This is a genomic window from Massilia sp. Masssp93, assembly GCF_059491295.1.
The window spans coordinates 52190-72334 of the sequence record NZ_CP168502.1 but is presented as its reverse complement, the minus strand read 5'-3'; the positions used below and the strand labels follow the sequence as shown (position 1 = coordinate 72334).

14 protein-coding genes, 2 tRNA genes and 3 rRNA genes are annotated in these 20145 nt (G+C 62.4%); 8 read left to right on the top strand and 11 right to left on the bottom strand.

The annotated features are described in order from the left end of the window. Positions 1–46 precede the first annotated feature (46 nt). The 3 genes from ACEN9Q_RS00320 to ACEN9Q_RS00310 are packed head-to-tail and all read right to left on the bottom strand — an operon-like array spanning position 47 to position 2717. Entirely contained in the window at positions 47–1609 is a 1563-nt protein-coding gene (locus ACEN9Q_RS00320) for an ammonium transporter (protein ID WP_495626980.1), read from the bottom strand. Between the two features lie 10 nt (positions 1610–1619). Then, positions 1620–1958 carry a P-II family nitrogen regulator gene (locus ACEN9Q_RS00315; protein ID WP_025511601.1) on the bottom strand — a complete coding sequence of 113 codons (339 nt, stop codon included), beginning with the start codon at positions 1956–1958 and terminating at the stop codon, positions 1620–1622. A gap of 12 nt (positions 1959–1970) precedes the next feature. Then, entirely contained in the window at positions 1971–2717 is a 747-nt protein-coding gene (locus tag ACEN9Q_RS00310) for a TorF family putative porin (protein ID WP_495626979.1), read from the bottom strand. Between the two features lie 267 nt (positions 2718–2984). Between ACEN9Q_RS00310 and ACEN9Q_RS00305 the strand changes: the two genes are divergently transcribed. Beyond that, a complete protein-coding gene (locus tag ACEN9Q_RS00305) occupies positions 2985–3233 on the top strand; it encodes an accessory factor UbiK family protein (RefSeq protein ID WP_495626978.1) in 249 nt (82 codons plus the stop codon). Between the two features lie 38 nt (positions 3234–3271). On the opposite strand, the gene ACEN9Q_RS00300 is transcribed toward ACEN9Q_RS00305, so the two are convergent. After that, entirely contained in the window at positions 3272–3574 is a 303-nt protein-coding gene (locus tag ACEN9Q_RS00300; RefSeq protein ID WP_495626977.1) for a hypothetical protein, read from the bottom strand. A 154-nt stretch (positions 3575–3728) separates the two neighbouring features. Here ACEN9Q_RS00300 and ACEN9Q_RS00295 point away from each other — a divergent pair, with 154 nt between their 5' ends. Further along, on the top strand, positions 3729–5255 hold the full coding sequence (locus ACEN9Q_RS00295) for a YifB family Mg chelatase-like AAA ATPase (RefSeq protein ID WP_495626976.1): 1527 nt from the start codon (positions 3729–3731) through the stop codon (positions 5253–5255). Between the two features lie 7 nt (positions 5256–5262). On the opposite strand, the gene ACEN9Q_RS00290 is transcribed toward ACEN9Q_RS00295, so the two are convergent. Then, positions 5263–6222, bottom strand: coding sequence for a GlxA family transcriptional regulator (locus ACEN9Q_RS00290; RefSeq protein ID WP_056448209.1), 960 nt, complete (start codon positions 6220–6222; stop codon positions 5263–5265). A 235-nt stretch (positions 6223–6457) separates the two neighbouring features. On the opposite strand from ACEN9Q_RS00290, the gene ACEN9Q_RS00285 reads away from it, so the two are divergent. The 5 genes from ACEN9Q_RS00285 to ACEN9Q_RS00265 all read left to right on the top strand — a co-directional run bounded on the left by ACEN9Q_RS00285 (position 6458) and on the right by ACEN9Q_RS00265 (position 10498). Continuing rightward, on the top strand, positions 6458–7222 hold the full coding sequence (locus tag ACEN9Q_RS00285; RefSeq protein WP_495626975.1) for an SDR family oxidoreductase: 765 nt from the start codon (positions 6458–6460) through the stop codon (positions 7220–7222). A gap of 74 nt (positions 7223–7296) precedes the next feature. Continuing rightward, a complete protein-coding gene (locus ACEN9Q_RS00280; protein ID WP_495626974.1) occupies positions 7297–7815 on the top strand; it encodes a hypothetical protein in 519 nt (172 codons plus the stop codon). Position 7816: 1 nt separating this feature from the next. Further along, positions 7817–8557, top strand: coding sequence for an ABC transporter ATP-binding protein (locus tag ACEN9Q_RS00275; RefSeq protein ID WP_322404186.1), 741 nt, complete (start codon positions 7817–7819; stop codon positions 8555–8557). After that, positions 8554–10089: a putative ABC transporter permease subunit gene (locus ACEN9Q_RS00270; protein ID WP_495626973.1), complete on the top strand. Its 1536-nt coding sequence runs from the start codon at positions 8554–8556 to the stop codon at positions 10087–10089. The genes ACEN9Q_RS00275 and ACEN9Q_RS00270 overlap by 4 nt, the downstream gene beginning before the upstream one ends. Positions 10090–10159: 70 nt before the next feature. Continuing rightward, entirely contained in the window at positions 10160–10498 is a 339-nt protein-coding gene (locus tag ACEN9Q_RS00265; protein ID WP_056448225.1) for a DUF1840 domain-containing protein, read from the top strand. Between the two features lie 7 nt (positions 10499–10505). On the opposite strand, the gene ACEN9Q_RS00260 is transcribed toward ACEN9Q_RS00265, so the two are convergent. From ACEN9Q_RS00260 to ACEN9Q_RS00235, 6 genes are all read right to left on the bottom strand, one after another. Further along, entirely contained in the window at positions 10506–12146 is a 1641-nt protein-coding gene (locus tag ACEN9Q_RS00260) for a sensor domain-containing diguanylate cyclase (protein WP_495626972.1), read from the bottom strand. A 245-nt stretch (positions 12147–12391) separates the two neighbouring features. Continuing rightward, positions 12392–12504, bottom strand: a 5S ribosomal RNA gene (gene rrf / locus ACEN9Q_RS00255). A 119-nt stretch (positions 12505–12623) separates the two neighbouring features. Beyond that, positions 12624–15500 (bottom strand): 23S ribosomal RNA (locus ACEN9Q_RS00250). A 227-nt stretch (positions 15501–15727) separates the two neighbouring features. Beyond that, positions 15728–15803 (bottom strand) — tRNA-Ala (locus ACEN9Q_RS00245). 100 nt (positions 15804–15903) lie between these two features. Next, positions 15904–15980, bottom strand: a tRNA-Ile gene (locus ACEN9Q_RS00240). An 82-nt stretch (positions 15981–16062) separates the two neighbouring features. Continuing rightward, positions 16063–17591 (bottom strand): 16S ribosomal RNA (locus ACEN9Q_RS00235). The 16S, 23S and 5S rRNA genes sit together here with 2 tRNA genes alongside, the layout of an rRNA operon. A 585-nt stretch (positions 17592–18176) precedes the next feature. Here ACEN9Q_RS00235 and ACEN9Q_RS00230 point away from each other — a divergent pair. Further along, positions 18177–20144: a sigma-54-dependent Fis family transcriptional regulator gene (locus ACEN9Q_RS00230; protein ID WP_495626971.1), complete on the top strand. Its 1968-nt coding sequence runs from the start codon at positions 18177–18179 to the stop codon at positions 20142–20144. Position 20145: the final 1 nt, after the last annotated feature.

Here is a 20145-nt window from a genome sequence, read left to right as displayed (position 1 = left end):
AAGCGCCAAGAAGGCGCTTTTTTGAACCACATTGCCGATTCGACAATCAGGAGTGATACGCCTGCTCGCCGTGGCTCGTGATGTCCAGGCCTTCGCGTTCCTCGTCCTCGGGCACACGCAGGCCCACGACGACGTCGACGATCTTGTAGGCGACGAACGAGACGACGGCCGACCACACGATGGTGGTGCCGACGGCTTCCGCCTGCACCAGCACCTGGTGGGCGATCGAGTACGGATCGGCGGACATCTTGTTGGTGACATAGTCGAAGATGCCCTGGCCGCCCAGTTGCGGTGCCGCGAACACGCCGGTCAGCAGCGCGCCCAGGATACCGCCCACGCCGTGCACGCCGAACACGTCCAGCGAGTCGTCGGCGCCGATCATGCGCTTCAGGCCGTTCACGCCCCACAGGCAGACGATGCCGGCGACGAGGCCGATGATCAGCGCGCCCATCGGACCGACGAAACCGCAGGCCGGGGTGATGGCGACGAGGCCGGCGACGGCACCCGAGGCACCGCCCAGCATCGACGGCTTGCCCTTGGTGATCCATTCGCCGAAGACCCACGACAGGGTGGCGGCGGCGGTGGCCAGCAGGGTGTTGACGAAGGCCAGCGCGGCGATGTCGCCCGCTTCCAGTGCCGAACCGGCGTTGAAGCCGAACCAGCCCACCCACAGCAGCGAGGCGCCGATCATGGTCATGGTCAGCGAGTGCGGGGCCATCGATTCACGGCCGTAGCCGACGCGCTTGCCGATCAGGACCGCACCGACGAGGCCGGCGATAGCGGCGTTGATGTGCACCACGGTGCCGCCCGCGAAGTCGAGGGCGCCCTTCTGGAACAGCCAGCCTGCCTTGGCGGTCTCGGCGTCGGCGGTGGCGGCGGTGATGGCATCCGGACCGGTCCAGAACCAGACCATGTGGGCGACCGGCAGGTAGCCGAACGTGAACCACAGCACGACGAACAGCAGCACGGCCGAGAAGCGGGCGCGCTCGGCGAAGGCGCCGACGATCAGGCCGCAGGTGATGGCCGCGAACGTGCCCTGGAACGCCACGTAGACGAATTCAGGAATGACGACGCCCTTGCTGAACGTGGCCGCGGTCGAGAACGCGCCCTTGACCGGATCCCAGATCCCCTTCAGGAACAGGCGGTCGAAGCCGCCGATGAACGCGGTGTTCTCGGTGAACGCCAGCGAATACCCGTACAGGCACCACAGGACGATGATGACGGCGAAGATCATGAAGACCTGCAGCAGGATGGACAGCATGTTCTTCGAACGGACCAGGCCGCCGTAGAACAGGGCCAGGCCCGGGATCGTCATCATGATCACCAGCAGGGTCGACACCATCATCCAGGCGGTGTCGCCCTTCTGCGGCGTGGGGGCGGCGGCCGGAGCAGCGGCGGCCGGTGCCGGCGCTGCTGCCGCGGCCGGGGCGGCTGTGGCTGCGGCGGCAACCGGCGCGGCGTCGGCGGCCGGCGCGGCGGCGGCCGGCGCGCTCACGGCCGGGGCCGCGGCGGCAGGTTTGGCGGCGTCCTGGGCCAGGGCCGGCGCGGATGCGGCCAGCGCCATGGCGACGGACACGCCTGCGATCAGTTTTGTGATTGTATGGATCATCGGATTCCCCTTACAGCGCTTCGTTGCCGGTTTCGCCGGTACGGATACGGACTACCTGCTCCAGGTTGGAGACGAAAATTTTGCCGTCACCGATCTTGCCGGTGCGGGCGGCGCTCTGAATGGTGTCGATCACCTGGTCGACGATGGCGTCGTCGACGGCTGCCTCGATCTTGGTCTTCGGCAGGAAATCGACGACGTATTCCGCACCACGGTAGAGCTCGGTATGGCCCTTCTGGCGGCCGAAACCCTTCACCTCGGTTACCGTGATACCCTGGACGTTGATTTCCGAGAGGGCTTCACGCACCTCGTCGAGCTTGAAGGGTTTGATGATGGCGGTGATCATTTTCATGCTTTTGCCTCTTCAGAAAGTTTTTGAAACAGTGAGCAGGGCCGCGGACTTGCCCAGGTTTTCTGCGGACGGGCTCAGATAGGCACTGGTGTCGGCCTTGATGAAGGCCAGGGCCACCGAACAGACGCCCAGGTCCTTGGTCACGCCGATCTTGTAGTCGGTGTAGGAAAACGAACCGTTGTGGCGCACGTTCTGGCGGCCGGCATGCAGGTTCAGCGTGAAGCCGTTGCTGATGTCGACGTTGGCGCCGATGTCCAGGTAGCCGCTGCCCTTGCTGTCGGCCGTGCCGAACAGGTTCGTCAGCGAATGCGAGTACTTGACGTAGGCCGGGCCGAAGCCGAGTTGGCCATACACTTCGAACGTGTTGGCGTTGGGATGCAGGCCATTGCTCGGATAGAAGTAGTACAGGCCGCCGACGTCATACGTGACGTCCGCGCTGAGGTTGCCGCGCTTGCCGCCGTACAGGTCCCATTCGACGTCGCCGCTGCCGCCCAGGTCCTTGGTCCACTTGATGGTCGACAGCCAGGTGCCCGCGTACAGGCCGGTCGGGTTGTGGGTGTAATCGGCGCCGCCCTGCAGCGCGGGGTCGAGGCGGGACTGGGAAATGCCGCGGTAGCGATAATCGCTCGTCACCGCCGCGTTGTAGCTCACTTCATTGTCCGGCTTCTGCTCCTCGGCGCCGGCCATCCCGATGCCGAGACTCCACAAGCTTGCGGCCAGTACTGCAACGTGGGGCCAATTGCTGTTACGACGCTTCATACGACACTCCCTTGTAGTTGAACATATTCTTGAGTTGCGGTTTACAATCCCGGATCGCGACCCCGTTATGGTTTATGGTTGATTAGCAGGATGCGTGCCACCCTTGCCGGGACGGGTATCGCCTTGTTTTTCACGCCTTATGCCCCCACTTTTTTGGTTTCAAAAAACAAACGAGACCAGGACGCGTGCGCCGTCCCGGTGCACGCACCAATTCAGGTACATACGCACCGTCTTGGTGCGTCGCACCGACTCAAGGAATAGTGTGAAATGAATAATTTTTTTAATGATTTGCAGGGCAAGCTCAACGAAGTCTTCGAAAACTCGCCCGCGAAGGACATCGAGCGCAACGTCAAGGCGATGATGACCCAGGGCTTTTCGAAGCTGGACCTCGTGACGCGCGAAGAGTTCGACATCCAGGCCCAGGTGCTGGCGAAGACGCGCGCCAAGCTCGACGCGCTCGAATTGCGCGTGGCCGAACTGGAAGCCAAGGTGGCGGCGGCCGACACCAAGGCTTGACGCACAGCGGGCGGCCTTGCGCCGCCCTCGCGCCGCTCCTATCGCCGCCGCACCGCCACCCGCACCACCGCCCGCCACGTGGCGAACAGGACAGCCCCACCCAGGCTGACAGCAAGCACGATCGCGACCATCCAGCCCACCGGATTGGGCAACCCGGCACTGTCAGCGGCAAACATCAAGGCACACGCCAGCGCCACCTGCGCGATCCAGACGCTGCGCACCGGCCGGAACGCGCCCAGGTCCCCGCGCCGCCACAGGCGCAGCGCCACCCAGGTCACGGGTCCGCACAGCAGGCAGAACAGGACCGCGATGGCGAGCAGGGAAAGAATCAGTCTGGGCATGCGTCGATAGGGATCAAAGCCGGCCAGGCGGCCGGGCCCGCTACCTTACCAGACCCCATGCGAAAAAAGTTCGGTACGCGCGCCTGTCCCCTCTCAACAGGCACCGGCTCCGCTTGCCTAAGATGGGGCCTCGTCCACCGCTGAAGGAACCCGATTGAGCCTCGCCGTCCTCAGGAGCCGCGCCCTCGCCGGCATGGAAGCGCCCGCCGTCAGCGTCGAGGTCAACCTGGCCAACGGATTGCCGGCCATGAATATCGTCGGCCTCGCGGACGCCGAAGTGCGCGAGTCGAAAGACCGCGTGCGCGCCGCGCTGCAGAACTCGGGCTTCGACGTGCCCAGCCGCCGCATCACCATCAACCTCGCGCCGGCGGAACTGCCCAAGGAATCGGGACGGTTCGACCTGCCGATCGCGCTGGGCATCCTGGCGGCGTCGGAGCAGATCCCGGCCGGCGCGCTGGACGGCTACGAATTCGCCGGCGAGCTGTCGCTGTCGGGAGAATTGCGCCCTGTGCGCGGCGCGCTGGCGATGAGCTTTGCGATGTTGCGCCGCCATGCACGCGCGGACGAACCGGCGCGGGCCTTCGTGCTGCCCTGGGCGAACGCGGACGAAGCCGCCCTCGTGACGGACGCCGCCATCTACCCGGCCCGCTCGCTGCTGGAGGTGTGCGCGCACTTCGCGGCCAAGTCCGACGATGCGCGGCTCGCGCGCTACCGGCCCGCCGCCGCGGACGCCCCGCCCGTGTACCCGGACTTCGCCGACGTCAAGGGCCAGCAACAGGTCAAGCGCGCACTGGAAGTGGCGGCCGCGGGCCTGCACTCCGTGCTGCTGATCGGGCCGCCCGGTGCCGGCAAGAGCATGCTGGCATCCCGCTTCCCCGGCCTGCTGCCGCCGATGTGCGAAGAAGAAGCGCTGGAAACGGCAGCCCTCCAGTCGCTGGCCGGCAGCTTCGCCATCGAGCGCTGGCGCAAGCGGCCGTTCCGCAACCCGCACCATACGAGCTCCGGCGTGGCCCTCGTCGGCGGCGGCCCCGTGCCGCGCCCCGGAGAAGTTTCGCTGGCCCACCACGGCGTGCTGTTCCTCGACGAGTTGCCGGAGTTCGACCGCAAGGTCCTGGAAGTGCTGCGCGAACCGCTGGAAACGGGCGGCATCACGATCTCGCGCGCGGCCCGCCAGGCCGATTTCCCCGCCAATTTCCAGTTGATCGCGGCGATGAATCCGTGCCCGTGCGGCTGGCTCGGCCATCCGTCAGGCAAATGCCGCTGCACGCCGGACGGCGTCCAGCGCTACCAGGACCGCATCTCCGGCCCCCTGCTCGACCGCATCGACATCCAGATCCCCGTCGCGGCGATGGCGCCGGATACGATGGCCCAACTGGCCGACGGCGAGCCGAGCGCCGCCATCGCGCAGCGCGTCGCCTGCGCGCACGCGCGCCAGCTGGCGCGCCAGGGCAAGGCCAACCAGAAGCTCACGACGCGCGAGATCGACACCCACTGCCGCCTCGACGCCGCCGCCGAACGCCTGCTGGGCGACGCCATGCAGCACCTGCACTGGTCGGCACGCGCCTACCACCGCGTGCTGAAGGTGGCGCGCACGATCGCCGACCTGGCCGGGTCGGACAGGGCGCAGGCCATCCACGTGGCCGAGGCGATCCAGTACCGGCGCGGACTGCGCGATCACTGATGGAAAATCAGGCGAGCCCGGTCGACGCCTGCTCGCGCGCCGCGCGCTTGATGGCCTGGGGCGGCTGGCCGAAGGCGCGCAAAAAGGCGCGGCGCATGCGCTCGGGGTCGGAAAAACCGGTCTCGCGCGCCACCACGTCGATCGAATGGTTGCTGCCCTCGATCATGGCGCGCGCCGCTTCCACGCGCAGCACCTCGATTGCGCGCGCCGGCGACTGGCCCGTCTCGATGCGGAAGGTGCGGCTGAACTGGCGCGTGCTCAGGTTGGCCGCTTCCGCCAGCTCGTCCACGGACAGCGGCTTGCGCAGGTGGGTTTTGGCATAGGACAGTGCTTGCTGGATGCGGTCGGATTTCGGCTCCAGTTCCAGCAGGGCCGAGAACTGCGACTGGCCGCCGCTGCGGCGGTGGTAGACGACCAGCTTGCGGGCAATGTTGCGCGACAGCTCGATGCCATGGTCGCTCTCGACGAGGGCCAGGCACAGGTCGGCGCACGCGGTCATGCCGGCGGACGTCCAGACCCTGCCCTCGTTGATGAAGATGCGGTCTTCCTCGACGCGCACTTTCGGGTACATGCGCTGCAGGTCGCGGGCCAGCGACCAGTGCGTGGTGGCGCGCTTGCCGTCCAGCAGGCCCGCTTCCGCCAGCAGGAAGGCGCCCGTGCAGATGCTGCCCACGCGGCGCGACTGCACGCCGGCCTGGCGCAGGATCTCGACGAAGCCCGGCGACGACGGCCGGCGCGGCACCATCTGCCCCGCCACCAGCAGGGTGTCGTAGTCGTAGCGCGTGACGGCGTCCGTCAGCACGTTGATGCCAGAGGAGCTGGCCATGGCGCCGCCGTGCTCGGACAGGATCGTGACTTCGTACAAGGGTTCGTCGGACAGGGCGTTGGCGAATTCATACACCGTCGTTGCCATCAGGTCCAGGGCCTGGAAGCCGGGGGGCAGCAAGAGTCCGATTCTGCGTTTCATGTTGTCCTCAGTGATGATTAGGCTTGCCGGCTGGACCGGATTACAGCGTCTGCTGCAGTGCATGATGGTAATCATACGACACCAGCTTGGCCCCGGCCAAAAACAACTGACAAAGTAGATAGGAGGTTATTTCGATGTGCATACGCACAGGTTGTCCTGATTCGAGGGTTCTTTGTCATTCAAGGCACGAGTGTTTGCGCCAACATAAAGCCCTGACGACAACCGGAGAACGAACATGCAACTGACGGACAACACCATTTTCATCACGGGCGGCACCTCGGGCATCGGCCGCGGCCTGGCGGAAGCCTTCCACCGGCTCGGCAATCAGGTCATCATCAGCGGTCGCCGCAAGGCCCTGCTGGACGAGGTGACGCGCGCCAATCCCGGCATGCGCGCCATCGAACTGGACATCGCCGATCTGGCCAGCATCGATCGCGCCGCCGCGACGCTGATCGCGGACTATCCGACGCTGAACGTCTTGGTCAACAATGCCGGCATCATGCCGTTCGACGATCCGTCCGGCCCGATCGACGACCTGACGGCCGTGTCGACCATCGGGACGAACCTGCTTGGCCCGATCCGCATGACGGCCAGCCTCGTCGGGCACCTCAAGAAGCAGCCGCGTTCGACCATCGTCAACAACACGTCGGTGCTGGCCTATGTGCCGATCGCCACGAGCGCCGTGTACTCGGCCACCAAGGCCGCGCTGCACTCGTACACGCTGTCGCTGCGCTTCATGTTGCGCGCCACCAGCGTGACGGTGCAGGAAATCGCACCGCCCTGGGTCAACACCGACCTGATCCACAAAGGCGACGATCCGCGCGCCATGCCGCTCGACGCGTTCATCGCCCAGACCATGCAGGCACTGGCCACGAACCGGGAAGAAGCGCTGGTCGACAGTGCCGTCCCGCTGCGCAACAATGCGGGTCCGGACGAGCACAAGCTGGTCAACGACTTCAACGCCCACATCGCGGCACATCCGATTCCCGTGGGCGCCTGAAGCGCCGGGCGGTCGAGGGCCGACCGGCGCTGCTGCCGGTTTCGCCACTGGGCAAGCCCTGTTACCATGGCGTCATGACAAGACGACTCTTCGCGTTTTCCGTGGCCGCCGCGCTGTGCCTCCTGGCGGCCTGCTCCCCCAAATACAACTGGCGCGACTATGCCAGTCCGGACGCCCGCTACCGCGTCACGTTCCCGGCCAAGCCGGCCACCTTCACCCGCAACATCAACCTGGACGGCATGCAGGTCGCCATGACGATGACGGCGGCCGAAGTCGACGGCGCGACCTTCGCCGTCGGCGCGGCCGAGGCACCGGATGCCGCGCGCGCACAGGCCGCGCTGGAAGCGATGGAGGTCGCGCTGGTGCGCAACATCGGCGCCACCGTGACGAGCCGGAATACGACGGTGGACAACAACGACCGGGCGACGCGCGACATCGAAGCCAGCGGGACCAGCCAGGGCGTCCCGATGCGCCTCGTCGGCCATTTCGAATCGCGCGGCAAGCGCTTCTACCAGGTGATCGTGCTCGGCAAGACGCAAGCGCTGCCGGCCGAGCAGGTCGAACAATTCCTCACTTCCTTCAAGCTGCGCTGACATGAACACTGCATCTCCCGCCCTGCGCCTGTCGGCGCTGCGCAAATCCTTCGGCCGTCCGGCCGTCGACGGCCTCGATCTGACGGTGCGGCGCGGCGAACTGTATGCGCTGCTGGGCCCCAACGGCGCCGGCAAGACGACGACGCTGCGCATGGTCACGGGCCTGCTGGCGCCCGATGAAGGCACCGTCGAGGTGCTCGGCATCGACCTCGCGCGCGACCCCGCGGGCGCCAAGCGGGGCATGGCCTATCTGCCGGACGACCCGCTGCTGTACGGGAAACTCAAGCCCACGGAATACCTGGAATTCGTCGCCGGCCTGTGGGGCATCCGCGCCCAGGACGCCGAACCCCGGGCGCGCCGCCTGCTCGACTGGCTCGACCTGACGCAACACGCGCACGAACTGAGCGAAGGATTTTCGCGCGGGATGAAGCAGAAGCTGGCGCTGGCCGGCGCGCTGATCCACGAGCCCGAACTGCTGATCCTGGACGAACCGCTGACCGGCCTGGACGCCGCCGCGGCGCGCCAGGTGAAGGACCTGCTCGTGTCGCACGTCGACAAGGGCGGCACCGTGATCCTGACCACGCACATCCTCGAAGTGGCGGAGCGCCTGGCGCAGCGCATCGGCATCATCCGCCAGGGCCGCCTGATCGCCGAGGGCACGCTGGCCGAGCTGCGCGCACGCACGCAGGGCGGCAGCCTGGAAGACGTGTTCCTGCAACTGACCGAAGGACAGCCGGGATGAGTGCCGCTCCCGGAAGCATCCTCTGGCTGTTGGGCCATGAGCTGCGCATGGCATGGTATGGCACGGGACTGAACAAGGGCGGCAAGCGCGGCCGGGGACGCTTCGGCATGGCGTTCATCGTCACCGTCGGGCTCCTGCAGCACCTGGTCGCGTTCGCCATGCTGCTCGCACTGGAGCACAGCGGCATGGACGAGGCGTTCCTGGCCATTCCCCTCACCGCCATCCTGCTCGTGTGCGCGACCTTCATGCTGTCGAGCGCCCTGTCGAGCTGCGTGATGGCGCTGTTCGAGCGCGGCGACCTGGACCTGTTGCTGTCCTCGCCGCTGCCCTCGCGCAGCGTCTTCGCCGTGCGCCTGCTCGGCATCGCGGCGGCCACCGCCACCCCTTACCTGTTCCTGGCGGGCCCCTTCGCCAACGTCGCGCTGGTGCTGGGGCATCCGGGATGGCTCGGGCTGTACGTGGTGATTTGTGCCTGCGCCATGCTGATGGCCTGCGCCGGCATGTTGCTGACGCTGGCGCTCGTGCGCACGCTCGGTGCGCGCCGCACGCGCGTCGTGGCCCAGGTGATGGCCGCCATCGCGGGCGCGCTGGTGTTCCTGCTGTCGCAGGCGTACAACTTCACCCGCCACGACGGCAGCACCGGACCGCGGCTGCTGGCCATGCTCGCCAGCCAGCACCTGTTCGGCCCCGGCAGCGCGTTGTGGCTGCCCGGCCATGCCATCCTCGGCGCGCCCATGCCGCTGCTGGCCGCCCTTGTGCTGGCTGCGCTCGCGTTCGCGCTGACGGTGGGCCGTACCCACCGCTTCTTTGTCCATGGCCTCCAGCAGGCCGCCGGGGCCAGCCGCGTGCGCGCCAGGCCGGCCGGCGCGGTGCGCTTCCATTTCCGCGGCAGCCTGTTCGACACGATCGTCGTCAAGGAATGGCGCCTGATCGCGCGCGACCCGCACCTGATCACGCAGGTGCTGTTGCAGCTGATCTATCTCGTGCCATTGGTGCTTCCCATCCTGCGCGACAATTCGACCAGCGCCGCGCTCGGCGCCGGCCTCACGCTGCTGTGCAGTTCGCTGACGGGCAGCCTGACCTGGATCGTGATCTCGGCCGAGGACGCGCCCGACCTCCTGCTGTCGGCACCGGCATCGAGGCGCACCTTGCAGCTGGCCAAGCTGGCCGCGGCCACGATGCCTGCCCTGCTGATCGTCGCGCTGCCGCTGCTGTGGCTGATCGTGCACGCGCCGCTGACCGGCCTGCTCTTCGCGTTCACCGTCAGCGCGGCCGTGCTGAGCGCCGGCCTCATCGTGCTGTGGACGGGGCGGCCGGCGCCGCGCAGCGATTTCAAGACGCGCGGCAAGGGAAATGTCCTGAGCAGGATGCTGGAAATGATCAGCAGTCTCTGCTGGGGTGGCCTCGGCTGGCTGCTCGTCTACCTGGCCGCGGGCGCTGCAAGCTGGGTGCTGTTTGCGGCCGCAGCGTTGCTGGCTGCGGGACTGGGCGTGTTGCTGCTCGCCTGGCAGTTCCGACGCGGCCCGATGTGAGAGCGAGCGCACTGACCTTCATGCGCCACTCGTGTTATCGTTTGGCTACTAGCGATTGAATGAGACAACTATGCTTATTACCTTTAAATCCAAAGCCTACCCCAACGTCATGATGTACCAGGATCACGCCAGGCGGATCCTCGACCTGTTGCACAAGGACAGTGAACGCGGCGTCATTACCGCCGAGGAAGCTGGCAAGGCGGTCAAGCTGCTCGAAAGCGAGATCGAGGAAAGCCGCAAGCACCTGGCCACGGACGAGATGGAGCAGGACGTCAAGGCGCACCACGGCGAAGCAGATACCGAGCACGAGACGATCGAGGCAGTGACGTTCTCGACCCGCGCTTTCCCGCTGCTGGAAATGCTGCGTGCCGCACGCGACCATCAGACCGACGTGCTCTGGGGTGTCTGAGCCCCGGCTAGGAAGTTTCCCGCGCAAGCTCGGCCGCCGGCAGCGCGACGCGGCCTTTGCCCTTGCGCTTGGCTTCATACATCGCCTGGTCGGCGCGGGCCAGCAGGCGGGCCGGCTCCTGCAGTTCGTGCGGCAACTGCAGGGCCACGCCGATGCTCGCGCCCACCTGTACGCTGCCGCCGGCCAGCAGGTAGGGACGTGACAACTCGTCCAGCAGGACATGCGCCTTGTTTTCGGCATCCTGCGCATCGGTCAACAGCTCGAGCACGACGACGAATTCGTCGCCCGCCAGCCGCGCGGCCATGTCGGTCTCGCGGATGCCGTTCAGTAGACGCATGCCGAACTGGCGCAGCAACTCGTCGCCCTCTTCGTGGCCGCGCGTATCGTTGACCTGCTTGAAACCGTCCATGTCGAGAAACAGGACCGCGCACGGACGTCCCAGCCGCGCCGCCCGCGCCATCGCTTCCGGCAACGCCTGCATCAGCGCGCGGCGGTTCGGCAAGCCGGTCAGCACGTCGCGCATCAGCAATCCCTGCAACTCGGCCGTACGCGCCGCCACCGTCACCTCGAGTTGCGCGTTCATCCGCTCGAGGGTGTCGCGGTGCGTGCGCTCGCTGGCGACGAGATCGCGCAGCGCCTCCGATAACACCTGCACCTCGTAAAAACTGTTCACTGCCGGAACCCGCGCAAGCGACCCGTGCGCGGGCGCCTGCGCGAGGTCTTCGATGGCGCTGCTGAGCACCTTGAGCGGCGCGACGATGCGCCGCGCCAGCAGGGCCGCCACGGCCGCGAGGACGATACCCAGGCCGAGACACAGCCACAGCACGCGGCGTTCGAAATCGTGCGCCGAGGCCAGCGCTGCAACTTCCGTCTGGCGCACGAGGACGGCCCAGCGCAGGCCCGCGCGATCGCGGCCGCGCCCCGTCTGGCTGTAACCCGTCATATAGGTCCGGCCATCGGGCCAGCGCTCCTTGACCGCCCCGGTGCCGTTGTCGAACGCGCGGCGCAGGCTCTCGGTCGCGATGGGTTTTTCCAGGATATCAGCCGGGCCGAGCAGCACGACGCCGTCGCTGCGCACGACGATGATCTCCGCGCCGTATTCGCGCAGCGCCGGCGTCAGCAGTGCCGTGGCGAGCGTACGCGCCCACTTCCAGCTCAGGTGAATGGCAAGGACGCCGCGCAGCGTACCGTCGGCATCCCGGATCGGGCCGGCCACGTCGACGAAGCGCCACGGGTCGGACGTGCGCGGCAGCAGGCTGCCCAGCATGACGGCAGGATGATAATCTTCCGCGACAACGGCCAGTTGGCCGACGTGGAACCAGGGCCGCGCGGTGACGTCGCGATTCTCCAGCAAGCCGCCGGTCGCGGCCAGCACGCGGCCATCCGGCCGTGCGATGCCGATCCACGCATAGTCGGGGAAATTGCGCTGGAAATTCTCGAGTGCCCGCCTGACCGCCGCGGAACTCCGGGCGGCGCGGACGTCCGACGAAGTCGACAGCAAGGTCACATCGCGGACCGTCTGGTCCAGCGTGCGGTCGAGGGAGTCGCGCATTTGCCAGGACAGTTGTTCCAGCCGCAAGCCGGCTTCTTCCGCCGCGTGGCGGATAGCGAAATGGTCGACGAGACTCAGTTGCAGAAATGCAGTCATCGCCACCGTCAGGCAGGCAAACGACACCATCCATGCCGCGAGCCGAACAGGCCTGGTCCGCTTGGCTCGTGTTTCGGTGTCGCTGGCAGCGCTCATACGGTTTTGCGAAAAAATAAAGACTGAAATGCTACCGTACATACGCGACCGGCTACACAAATATTTTTACAGCGGATGGCCTTATTGTCCTGCGCGCCAAAGCAAAAAGCCCGCTCAGTATCAACTGAGCGGGCTTCTGCATATAACTAGCCTGACGATAACCTACTTTCACACTGGTTGCAGCACTATCATCGGCGCAAAGTCGTTTCACGGTCCTGTTCGGGATGGGAAGGGGTGGTACCGACTTGCTATGGTCATCAGGCATAACTTGTACGGGTATCGCTTTTTCGAGCGCTACCCTGAATCTGGAAGAAGTAGGTTTTAATCTGTTGTGTCAACAAACAGCTGAACCCTTGTACTGGCAATGACTGCCAAGGTTATAGGGACAAGCCGTACGGGCAATTAGTATCGGTTAGCTTAATGCATTACTGCACTTCCACACCCGACCTATCAACGTCCTGGTCTCGAACGACCCTTCAAGGAGCTCAAGGCTCCGGGAAATCTCATCTCAAGGCGAGTTTCCCGCTTAGATGCTTTCAGCGGTTATCTCTTCCGAACTTAGCTACCCGGCAATGCCACTGGCGTGACAACCGGTACACCAGAGGTTCGTCCACTCCGGTCCTCTCGTACTAGGAGCAGCCCCCTTCAAATTTCCAACGCCCACGGCAGATAGGGACCAAACTGTCTCACGACGTTTTAAACCCAGCTCACGTACCACTTTAAATGGCGAACAGCCATACCCTTGGGACCGGCTACAGCCCCAGGATGTGATGAGCCGACATCGAGGTGCCAAACTCCCCCGTCGATATGAACTCTTGGGAGGAATCAGCCTGTTATCCCCAGAGTACCTTTTATCCGTTGAGCGATGGCCCTTCCATACAGAACCACCGGATCACTATGTCCTACTTTCGTACCTGCTCGACTTGTCGGTCTCGCAGTTAAGCACGCTTATGCCATTGCACTATTAGCACGATGTCCGACCGTACCTAGCGTACCTTCGAACTCCTCCGTTACACTTTAGGAGGAGACCGCCCCAGTCAAACTGCCTACCATGCACTGTCCCCGACCCGGATTACGGGCCAAGGTTAGAACCTCAAACGAACCAGGGTGGTATTTCAAGGTTGGCTCCACGAGAACTGGCGTCCCCGCTTCAAAGCCTCCCACCTATCCTACACAGATTGGTTCAAAGTCCAATGCAAAGCTACAGTAAAGGTTCATGGGGTCTTTCCGTCTAGCCGCGGGTAGATTGCATCATCACAAACATTTCAACTTCGCTGAGTCTCGGGAGGAGACAGTGTGGCCATCGTTACGCCATTCGTGCAGGTCGGAACTTACCCGACAAGGAATTTCGCTACCTTAGGACCGTTATAGTTACGGCCGCCGTTTACTGGGACTTCAATCAAGAGCTTGCACCCCATCATTTAATCTTCCAGCACCGGGCAGGCGTCACACCCTATACGTCCACTTTCGTGTTTGCAGAGTGCTGTGTTTTTATTAAACAGTCGCAGCCACCAGTTTATTGCAACCCTTTCACCCTTCTGCAGTAAAGCAGTCAAGCTACCGGGGCGTACCTTATCCCGAAGTTACGGTACCAATTTGCCGAGTTCCTTCTCCCGAGTTCTCTCAAGCGCCTTAGAATACTCATCTCGCCCACCTGTGTCGGTTTGCGGTACGGTCTCGTATGACTGAAGCTTAGAGGCTTTTCTTGGAACCACTTCCGATTGCTTCGTGTCGCAAGGACACCCGTCTCGACCCCTTGAATTACGCGCCCGGATTTGCCTAAGCGCCTTCTATGAGTCAAAAACCAACTATTCCAACAGTTGGACAACCTTCCGCGATCCGTCCCCCCATCGCATCATACGACGGTGCAGGAATATTAACCTGCTTCCCATCAGCTACGCATCTCTGCCTCGCCTTAGGGGCCGACTCACCCTGCTCCGATGAACGTTGAACAGGAAACCTTGGGCTTTCGGCGAGAGGGCTTTTCACCCTCTTTATCGCTACTCATGTCAGCATTCGCACTTCCGATACCTCCAGCATCCTTTACAAGACACCTTCTCAGGCTTACGGAACGCTCTCCTACCATATGTGCAAGCACATATCCGCAGCTTCGGTGACTGGCTTAGCCCCGTTACATCTTCCGCGCAGGACGACTCGATCAGTGAGCTATTACGCTTTCTTTAAATGATGGCTGCTTCTAAGCCAACATCCTGACTGTTTTAGCCTTCCCACTTCGTTTTCCACTTAGCCAATCTTTGGGACCTTAGCTGGCGGTCTGGGTTGTTTCCCTCTTGACGCCGGACGTTAGCACCCGACGTCTGTCTCCCAAGCTCGCACTCACCGGTATTCGGAGTTTGCAATGGTTTGGTAAGTCGCAATGACCCCCTAGCCATAACAGTGCTCTACCCCCGGTGGTGATACTTGAGGCACTACCTAAATAGTTTTCGGAGAGAACCAGCTATTTCCAGGTTTGTTTAGCCTTTCACCCCTACCCACAGCTCATCCCCTAATTTTTCAACATTAGTGGGTTCGGACCTCCAGGGCGTGTTACCGCACCTTCATCCTGGCCATGGGTAGATCACCTGGTTTCGGGTCTACACCCAGCGACTGTCGCCCTGTTCGGACTCGATTTCTCTACGGCTCCCCTATTCGGTTAACCTCGCCACTGAATGTAAGTCGCTGACCCATTATACAAAAGGTACGCCGTCACCCCACGAAGAGGCTCCGACTGTTTGTATGCACACGGTTTCAGGATCTATTTCACTCCCCTCCCGGGGTTCTTTTCGCCTTTCCCTCACGGTACTGGTTCACTATCGGTCGATTACGAGTATTTAGCCTTGGAGGATGGTCCCCCCATATTCAGACAGGATTTCTCGTGTCCCGCCCTACTTGTCGTACGCTTAGTACCACCGTCCGGATTTCGTGTAAGGGGCTATCACCCTCTATGGCCAGCATTTCCAGGCTGTTCCACTATCCAGTCGACTATCACGTACAAGGCTCTTCCCATTTCGCTCGCCACTACTTTGGGAATCTCGGTTGATTTCTTTTCCTGCAGCTACTTAGATGTTTCAGTTCGCCGCGTTCGCTTCGCATACCTATGTATTCAGTATGCGATGACCTAAAAGGCCGGGTTTCCCCATTCGGAAATCTGCGGATCAAAGTGTGTTTGCTCACTCCCCGCAGCTTATCGCAAGCTACTACGTCCTTCATCGCCTGTAATCGCCAAGGCATCCACCATGTGCACTTATTCACTTGTCCCTATAACGTTGGCCCCTGTATGAGTATCAGGGAACGTCATATCGACAAGAGTTCAGCTTACTTTGTTTGTTGATACATACAGATTTTCTACCCTAAGTGTGCATTTGATCGTTGGATCAACTACACGCTTAAAGAAAACTTTACTTCTTCCAGATTGTTAAAGAACGAGAACTACACTTATCGAAACTCAGCTTCGCTGGGCTTGGATAAATGCAGTGAACAAGAGTTGGTGGAGGATGACGGGATCGAACCGACGACCCCCTGCTTGCAAAGCAGGTGCTCTCCCAGCTGAGCTAATCCCCCGTTGTGGCTTTTGCCATCTAAAAATGATCCGGCTTCGCCGGGCATTTTTAGCTAACGCAGTTCCAAACGAAAGTAGGTTTTTACTTTCGTTTGATAGCCCTGGTAGGGCTGGTTGGACTCGAACCAACGACCCCCGCGTTATCAACACGGTGCTCTAACCAGCTGAGCTACAGCCCCGAAAACTCTTCTCGTTTAACTTTAAACAGTCGATAAGCGTGGACGCTTGATGATCGAGCTTGCGCTCGTAGTGCCACTCTAGAAAGGAGGTGATCCAGCCGCACCTTCCGATACGGCTACCTTGTTACGACTTCACCCCAGTCACGAATCCTACCGTGGTAAGCGCCCTCCTTGCGGTTAAGCTACCTACTTCTGGTAAAACCCGCTCCCATGGTGTGACGGGCGGTGTGTACAAGACCCGGGAACGTATTCACCGCGACATGCTGATCCGCGATTACTAGCGATTCCAACTTCACGCAGTCGAGTTGCAGACTGCGATCCGGACTACGATACACTTTCTGGGATTAGCTCCCCCTCGCGGGTTGGCGGCCCTCTGTATGTACCATTGTATGACGTGTGAAGCCCTACCCATAAGGGCCATGAGGACTTGACGTCATCCCCACCTTCCTCCGGTTTGTCACCGGCAGTCTCATTAGAGTGCCCTTTCGTAGCAACTAATGACAAGGGCTGCGCTCGTTGCGGGACTTAACCCAACATCTCACGACACGAGCTGACGACAGCCATGCAGCACCTGTGTTCAGGCTCCCTTTCGGGCACCCTCCAATCTCTCGGAGGTTCCTGACATGTCAAGGGTAGGTAAGGTTTTTCGCGTTGCATCGAATTAATCCACATCATCCACCGCTTGTGCGGGTCCCCGTCAATTCCTTTGAGTTTTAATCTTGCGACCGTACTCCCCAGGCGGTCTACTTCACGCGTTAGCTGCGTTACCAAGTCAATTAAGACCCGACAACTAGTAGACATCGTTTAGGGCGTGGACTACCAGGGTATCTAATCCTGTTTGCTCCCCACGCTTTCGTGCATGAGCGTCAATCTTGACCCAGGGGGCTGCCTTCGCCATCGGTGTTCCTCCACATCTCTACGCATTTCACTGCTACACGTGGAATTCTACCCCCCTCTGCCAGATTCAAGCCTTGCAGTCTCCATCGCAATTCCCAGGTTAAGCCCGGGGCTTTCACGACAGACTTACAAAACCGCCTGCGCACGCTTTACGCCCAGTAATTCCGATTAACGCTTGCACCCTACGTATTACCGCGGCTGCTGGCACGTAGTTAGCCGGTGCTTATTCTTCAGGTACCGTCATTAGCTCCAGGTATTATCCAGAACCGTTTCTTCCCTGACAAAAGAGCTTTACAACCCGAAGGCCTTCTTCACTCACGCGGCATTGCTGGATCAGGCTTGCGCCCATTGTCCAAAATTCCCCACTGCTGCCTCCCGTAGGAGTCTGGGCCGTGTCTCAGTCCCAGTGTGGCTGGTCGTCCTCTCAGACCAGCTACTGATCGTCGCCTTGGTGAGCCTTTACCTCACCAACTAGCTAATCAGATATCGGCCGCTCCAGGAGCATGAGGCCCGAAGGTCCCCCACTTTCATCCTTGGATCGTATGCGGTATTAGCGTAACTTTCGCTACGTTATCCCCCACTCTTGGGTACGTTCCGATATATTACTCACCCGTTCGCCACTCGCCGCCAGGTTGCCCCGCGCTGCCGTTCGACTTGCATGTGTAAAGCATGCCGCCAGCGTTCAATCTGAGCCAGGATCAAACTCTTCAGTTTAATCTCTGTTTTTGCTGCTTTCGCAGCATGTCGCTCATTCAAAATACTGACCGTTACTCATTGCTGAGCAACGTATTTCTTTTGTGTGAACATTTGATAATTTAAGCATTCAGCAGCACTTACGTGACTGCTGGCACCTCATCAAACGCCCACACTTATCGACTGTTGATTGTTAAAGAACTGTATTCGGTACTGCCTTGCTGCATCTGCGAATCGTTTTGTTCGTCAGCAGCAGAGGAGCGAGAGTATGCAGCACATCGTTTAACTCGTCAACCCCTCTTTTTCCGCAGCACACTCGACGTAATCGATCTGACAAGCTTAACTAGTTGATTCAGTTAAACTTTTTGTGCGCTGCAGAAGCAGGACGCGAACTATAGCAAAACCCCGGGCTCCTGCGCAAGACTTGTTTTGCGTGCACAAAAAGCTGGCATCCCGCTTGCTTACTACGTATTGCATAAAACAAAGCACCTCGCAGACGGAACATATGGACGCATTCGATTGTTCCGTTCTGGTACAGGTGCTACATTAGTGAACAGTCGATTCCCAGCACAGAGCCGCCGTCCAGGGCCAAACAGGAGACATGGAATGACTTACCAGCACGCAGCGGGCCTGCTCGTCCCTGGCGTACCCGGCGACGACCTGGCCTCCATGATCGCCATCTCGCACCAACGTTCGGAACAATTCGGCCTGTGCCCCGATTCGCGGCCCGACTTCAACCCCATGTCCGGCGCCGACCTGTCGCACCTGGTCGAACAGAATCGCCTCCTGTACAGCCATGCGGTACCCGCGATGGAAACGCTGTACCAGCAGATCGCCAACACGCACAATATGGTCCTGTTGACGGACGCCCAGGGCGTGATCGTGCATTCGCTGGGCGATGCCGACTTCCTGGAAAAGGCCAACCGCGTCGCGTTGACGCCGGGCGTGGCATGGTCCGAAGAGAGCAAGGGGACCAACGCGATCGGCACCGCCATCGCCGAACGGGCGCCGACGACGGTCCACGCCGACCAGCACTTCCTCTCGGCGAACCACTTCCTGACCTGCTCCGCGGCGCCGATCACGGACCATCGCGGCAACGTGGTCGGCGTGCTGGACGTCAGCGGCGACCGCCGCAGCTTCCACAAGCACACGATGGCCCTCGTGCGCATGTCGGCGCTGATGATCGAGAACCAGATGTTCGCGGCGACGTTCGAGAACGCGATCACGCTGCACTTCCACACGCGGCCGGAATTCATCGGCACGCTGATGGAAGGGATCGCGTCGTTCAGCCCGGGCGGCCGCTTCCTCGCCGCCAACCGCAACGGCCTGTTCCAGCTCGGCCTCTCGTATCCCGCGCTGCAGGCCCATACGTTCAGCTCCCTGTTCGGCCTCCCCGTCTCGGCGCTTTACGATCACTACCGCACGGCGGCGCCCGGCCTCCTCGACCTGTGCATGCACAACGGCGTGCGCGTATGCGGCCGCGCGGAGCTGCGCCTGACGAACGGCGTCCACGTGCTCACCGGCGCGTTCGACGATGCGCCGCAAGCCGCCGCCCTCCCCCAGCCTGCGGCCAAGGCCGCGACGCGGCGCCTGTCCGGCCTGCGCTACCTGAACACGGGCGATCCGCAGCTCGAACAGGTCATCGACAAGGTCAACCGCGTGCTCGGACGCGACGTGCCGATCCTGATCATGGGCGAGACAGGCACCGGCAAGGAACTGCTCGCCCAGGCCATCCACAACGATTCGCCGCGCGCGCAAGGGCCGTTCGTGGCCGTCAATTGCGCGTCGATCCCCGAGACGCTGATCGAATCGGAGCTGTTCGGTTATGAAGACGGCGCGTTCACCGGCGCGCGCAAGAAGGGCGCCGTCGGCCGGATCCTGCAGGCGAACGGCGGCACGCTGTTCCTCGACGAGATCGGCGACATGCCCTACCCCCTGCAGGCGCGCCTGCTGCGCGTGCTGCAGGAGCGGATGGTCACGCCGCTCGGCAGCGGCAAATCGATCCCCGTCAACGTGGAACTGATTTGCGCGACGAACCACAACCTGCGCCGGCGCATCGCCGAGGGCCTGTTCCGCGAAGACCTCTACTACCGGCTGAACGGCCTCGTGGTCAAGCTGCCGCCGCTGCGCGAGCGCACCGACCTCGAAACGGTGGTCAGGAAAATCCTCGCCTCCGAAACGGACGCCTGCGGCAACAGCCGCCATACGATCTCCGACGAGGTGCTGCGGCTGTTCCGGCGCCACAAATGGCCAGGCAACTTTCGCCAGTTGACGAACCTCCTGCGCACGGCCGCGATCATGGCCGGCGACGACGAGGAAATCGGCCTGCGCCACATGCCCGACGACTTCCTCGACGATATCGCGGAGGCGCACGCCGCCCCCACGACCGCGACCGAACCCGCGGCCGCACCGGCCGCACAGCAGGTGATCGCGGCCGGCGCCAACCTCGAAGAGATGGAACTGGCCGCGATCGTCAGGTCGCTCGAGGCGAACGGCGGCAACGTCTCGGCCACGGCGCGCGCGCTGGGCGTCTCGCGCAACACCATTTATCGCAAGCTGCCGCACCTGAAATAAC

What these genes read in the sequence shown, in the direction of transcription:
- ACEN9Q_RS00320 (WP_495626980.1), bottom strand. Translation starts at nt 1,609, where the DNA reads ATGATCCATACAATCACAAAACTGATCGCAGGCGTGTCCGTCGCCATG.
- ACEN9Q_RS00315 (WP_025511601.1), bottom strand. Translation starts at nt 1,958, where the DNA reads ATGAAAATGATCACCGCCATCATCAAACCCTTCAAGCTCGACGAGGTG.
- ACEN9Q_RS00310 (WP_495626979.1), bottom strand. Translation starts at nt 2,717, where the DNA reads ATGAAGCGTCGTAACAGCAATTGGCCCCACGTTGCAGTACTGGCCGCA.
- ACEN9Q_RS00305 (WP_495626978.1), top strand. Translation starts at nt 2,985, where the DNA reads ATGAATAATTTTTTTAATGATTTGCAGGGCAAGCTCAACGAAGTCTTC.
- ACEN9Q_RS00300 (WP_495626977.1), bottom strand. Translation starts at nt 3,574, where the DNA reads ATGCCCAGACTGATTCTTTCCCTGCTCGCCATCGCGGTCCTGTTCTGC.
- ACEN9Q_RS00290 (WP_056448209.1), bottom strand. Translation starts at nt 6,222, where the DNA reads ATGAAACGCAGAATCGGACTCTTGCTGCCCCCCGGCTTCCAGGCCCTG.
- ACEN9Q_RS00285 (WP_495626975.1), top strand. Translation starts at nt 6,458, where the DNA reads ATGCAACTGACGGACAACACCATTTTCATCACGGGCGGCACCTCGGGC.
- ACEN9Q_RS00280 (WP_495626974.1), top strand. Translation starts at nt 7,297, where the DNA reads ATGACAAGACGACTCTTCGCGTTTTCCGTGGCCGCCGCGCTGTGCCTC.
- ACEN9Q_RS00275 (WP_322404186.1), top strand. Translation starts at nt 7,817, where the DNA reads ATGAACACTGCATCTCCCGCCCTGCGCCTGTCGGCGCTGCGCAAATCC.
- ACEN9Q_RS00270 (WP_495626973.1), top strand. Translation starts at nt 8,554, where the DNA reads ATGAGTGCCGCTCCCGGAAGCATCCTCTGGCTGTTGGGCCATGAGCTG.
- ACEN9Q_RS00265 (WP_056448225.1), top strand. Translation starts at nt 10,160, where the DNA reads ATGCTTATTACCTTTAAATCCAAAGCCTACCCCAACGTCATGATGTAC.
- ACEN9Q_RS00260 (WP_495626972.1), bottom strand. Translation starts at nt 12,146, where the DNA reads ATGACTGCATTTCTGCAACTGAGTCTCGTCGACCATTTCGCTATCCGC.
- ACEN9Q_RS00230 (WP_495626971.1), top strand. Translation starts at nt 18,177, where the DNA reads ATGACTTACCAGCACGCAGCGGGCCTGCTCGTCCCTGGCGTACCCGGC.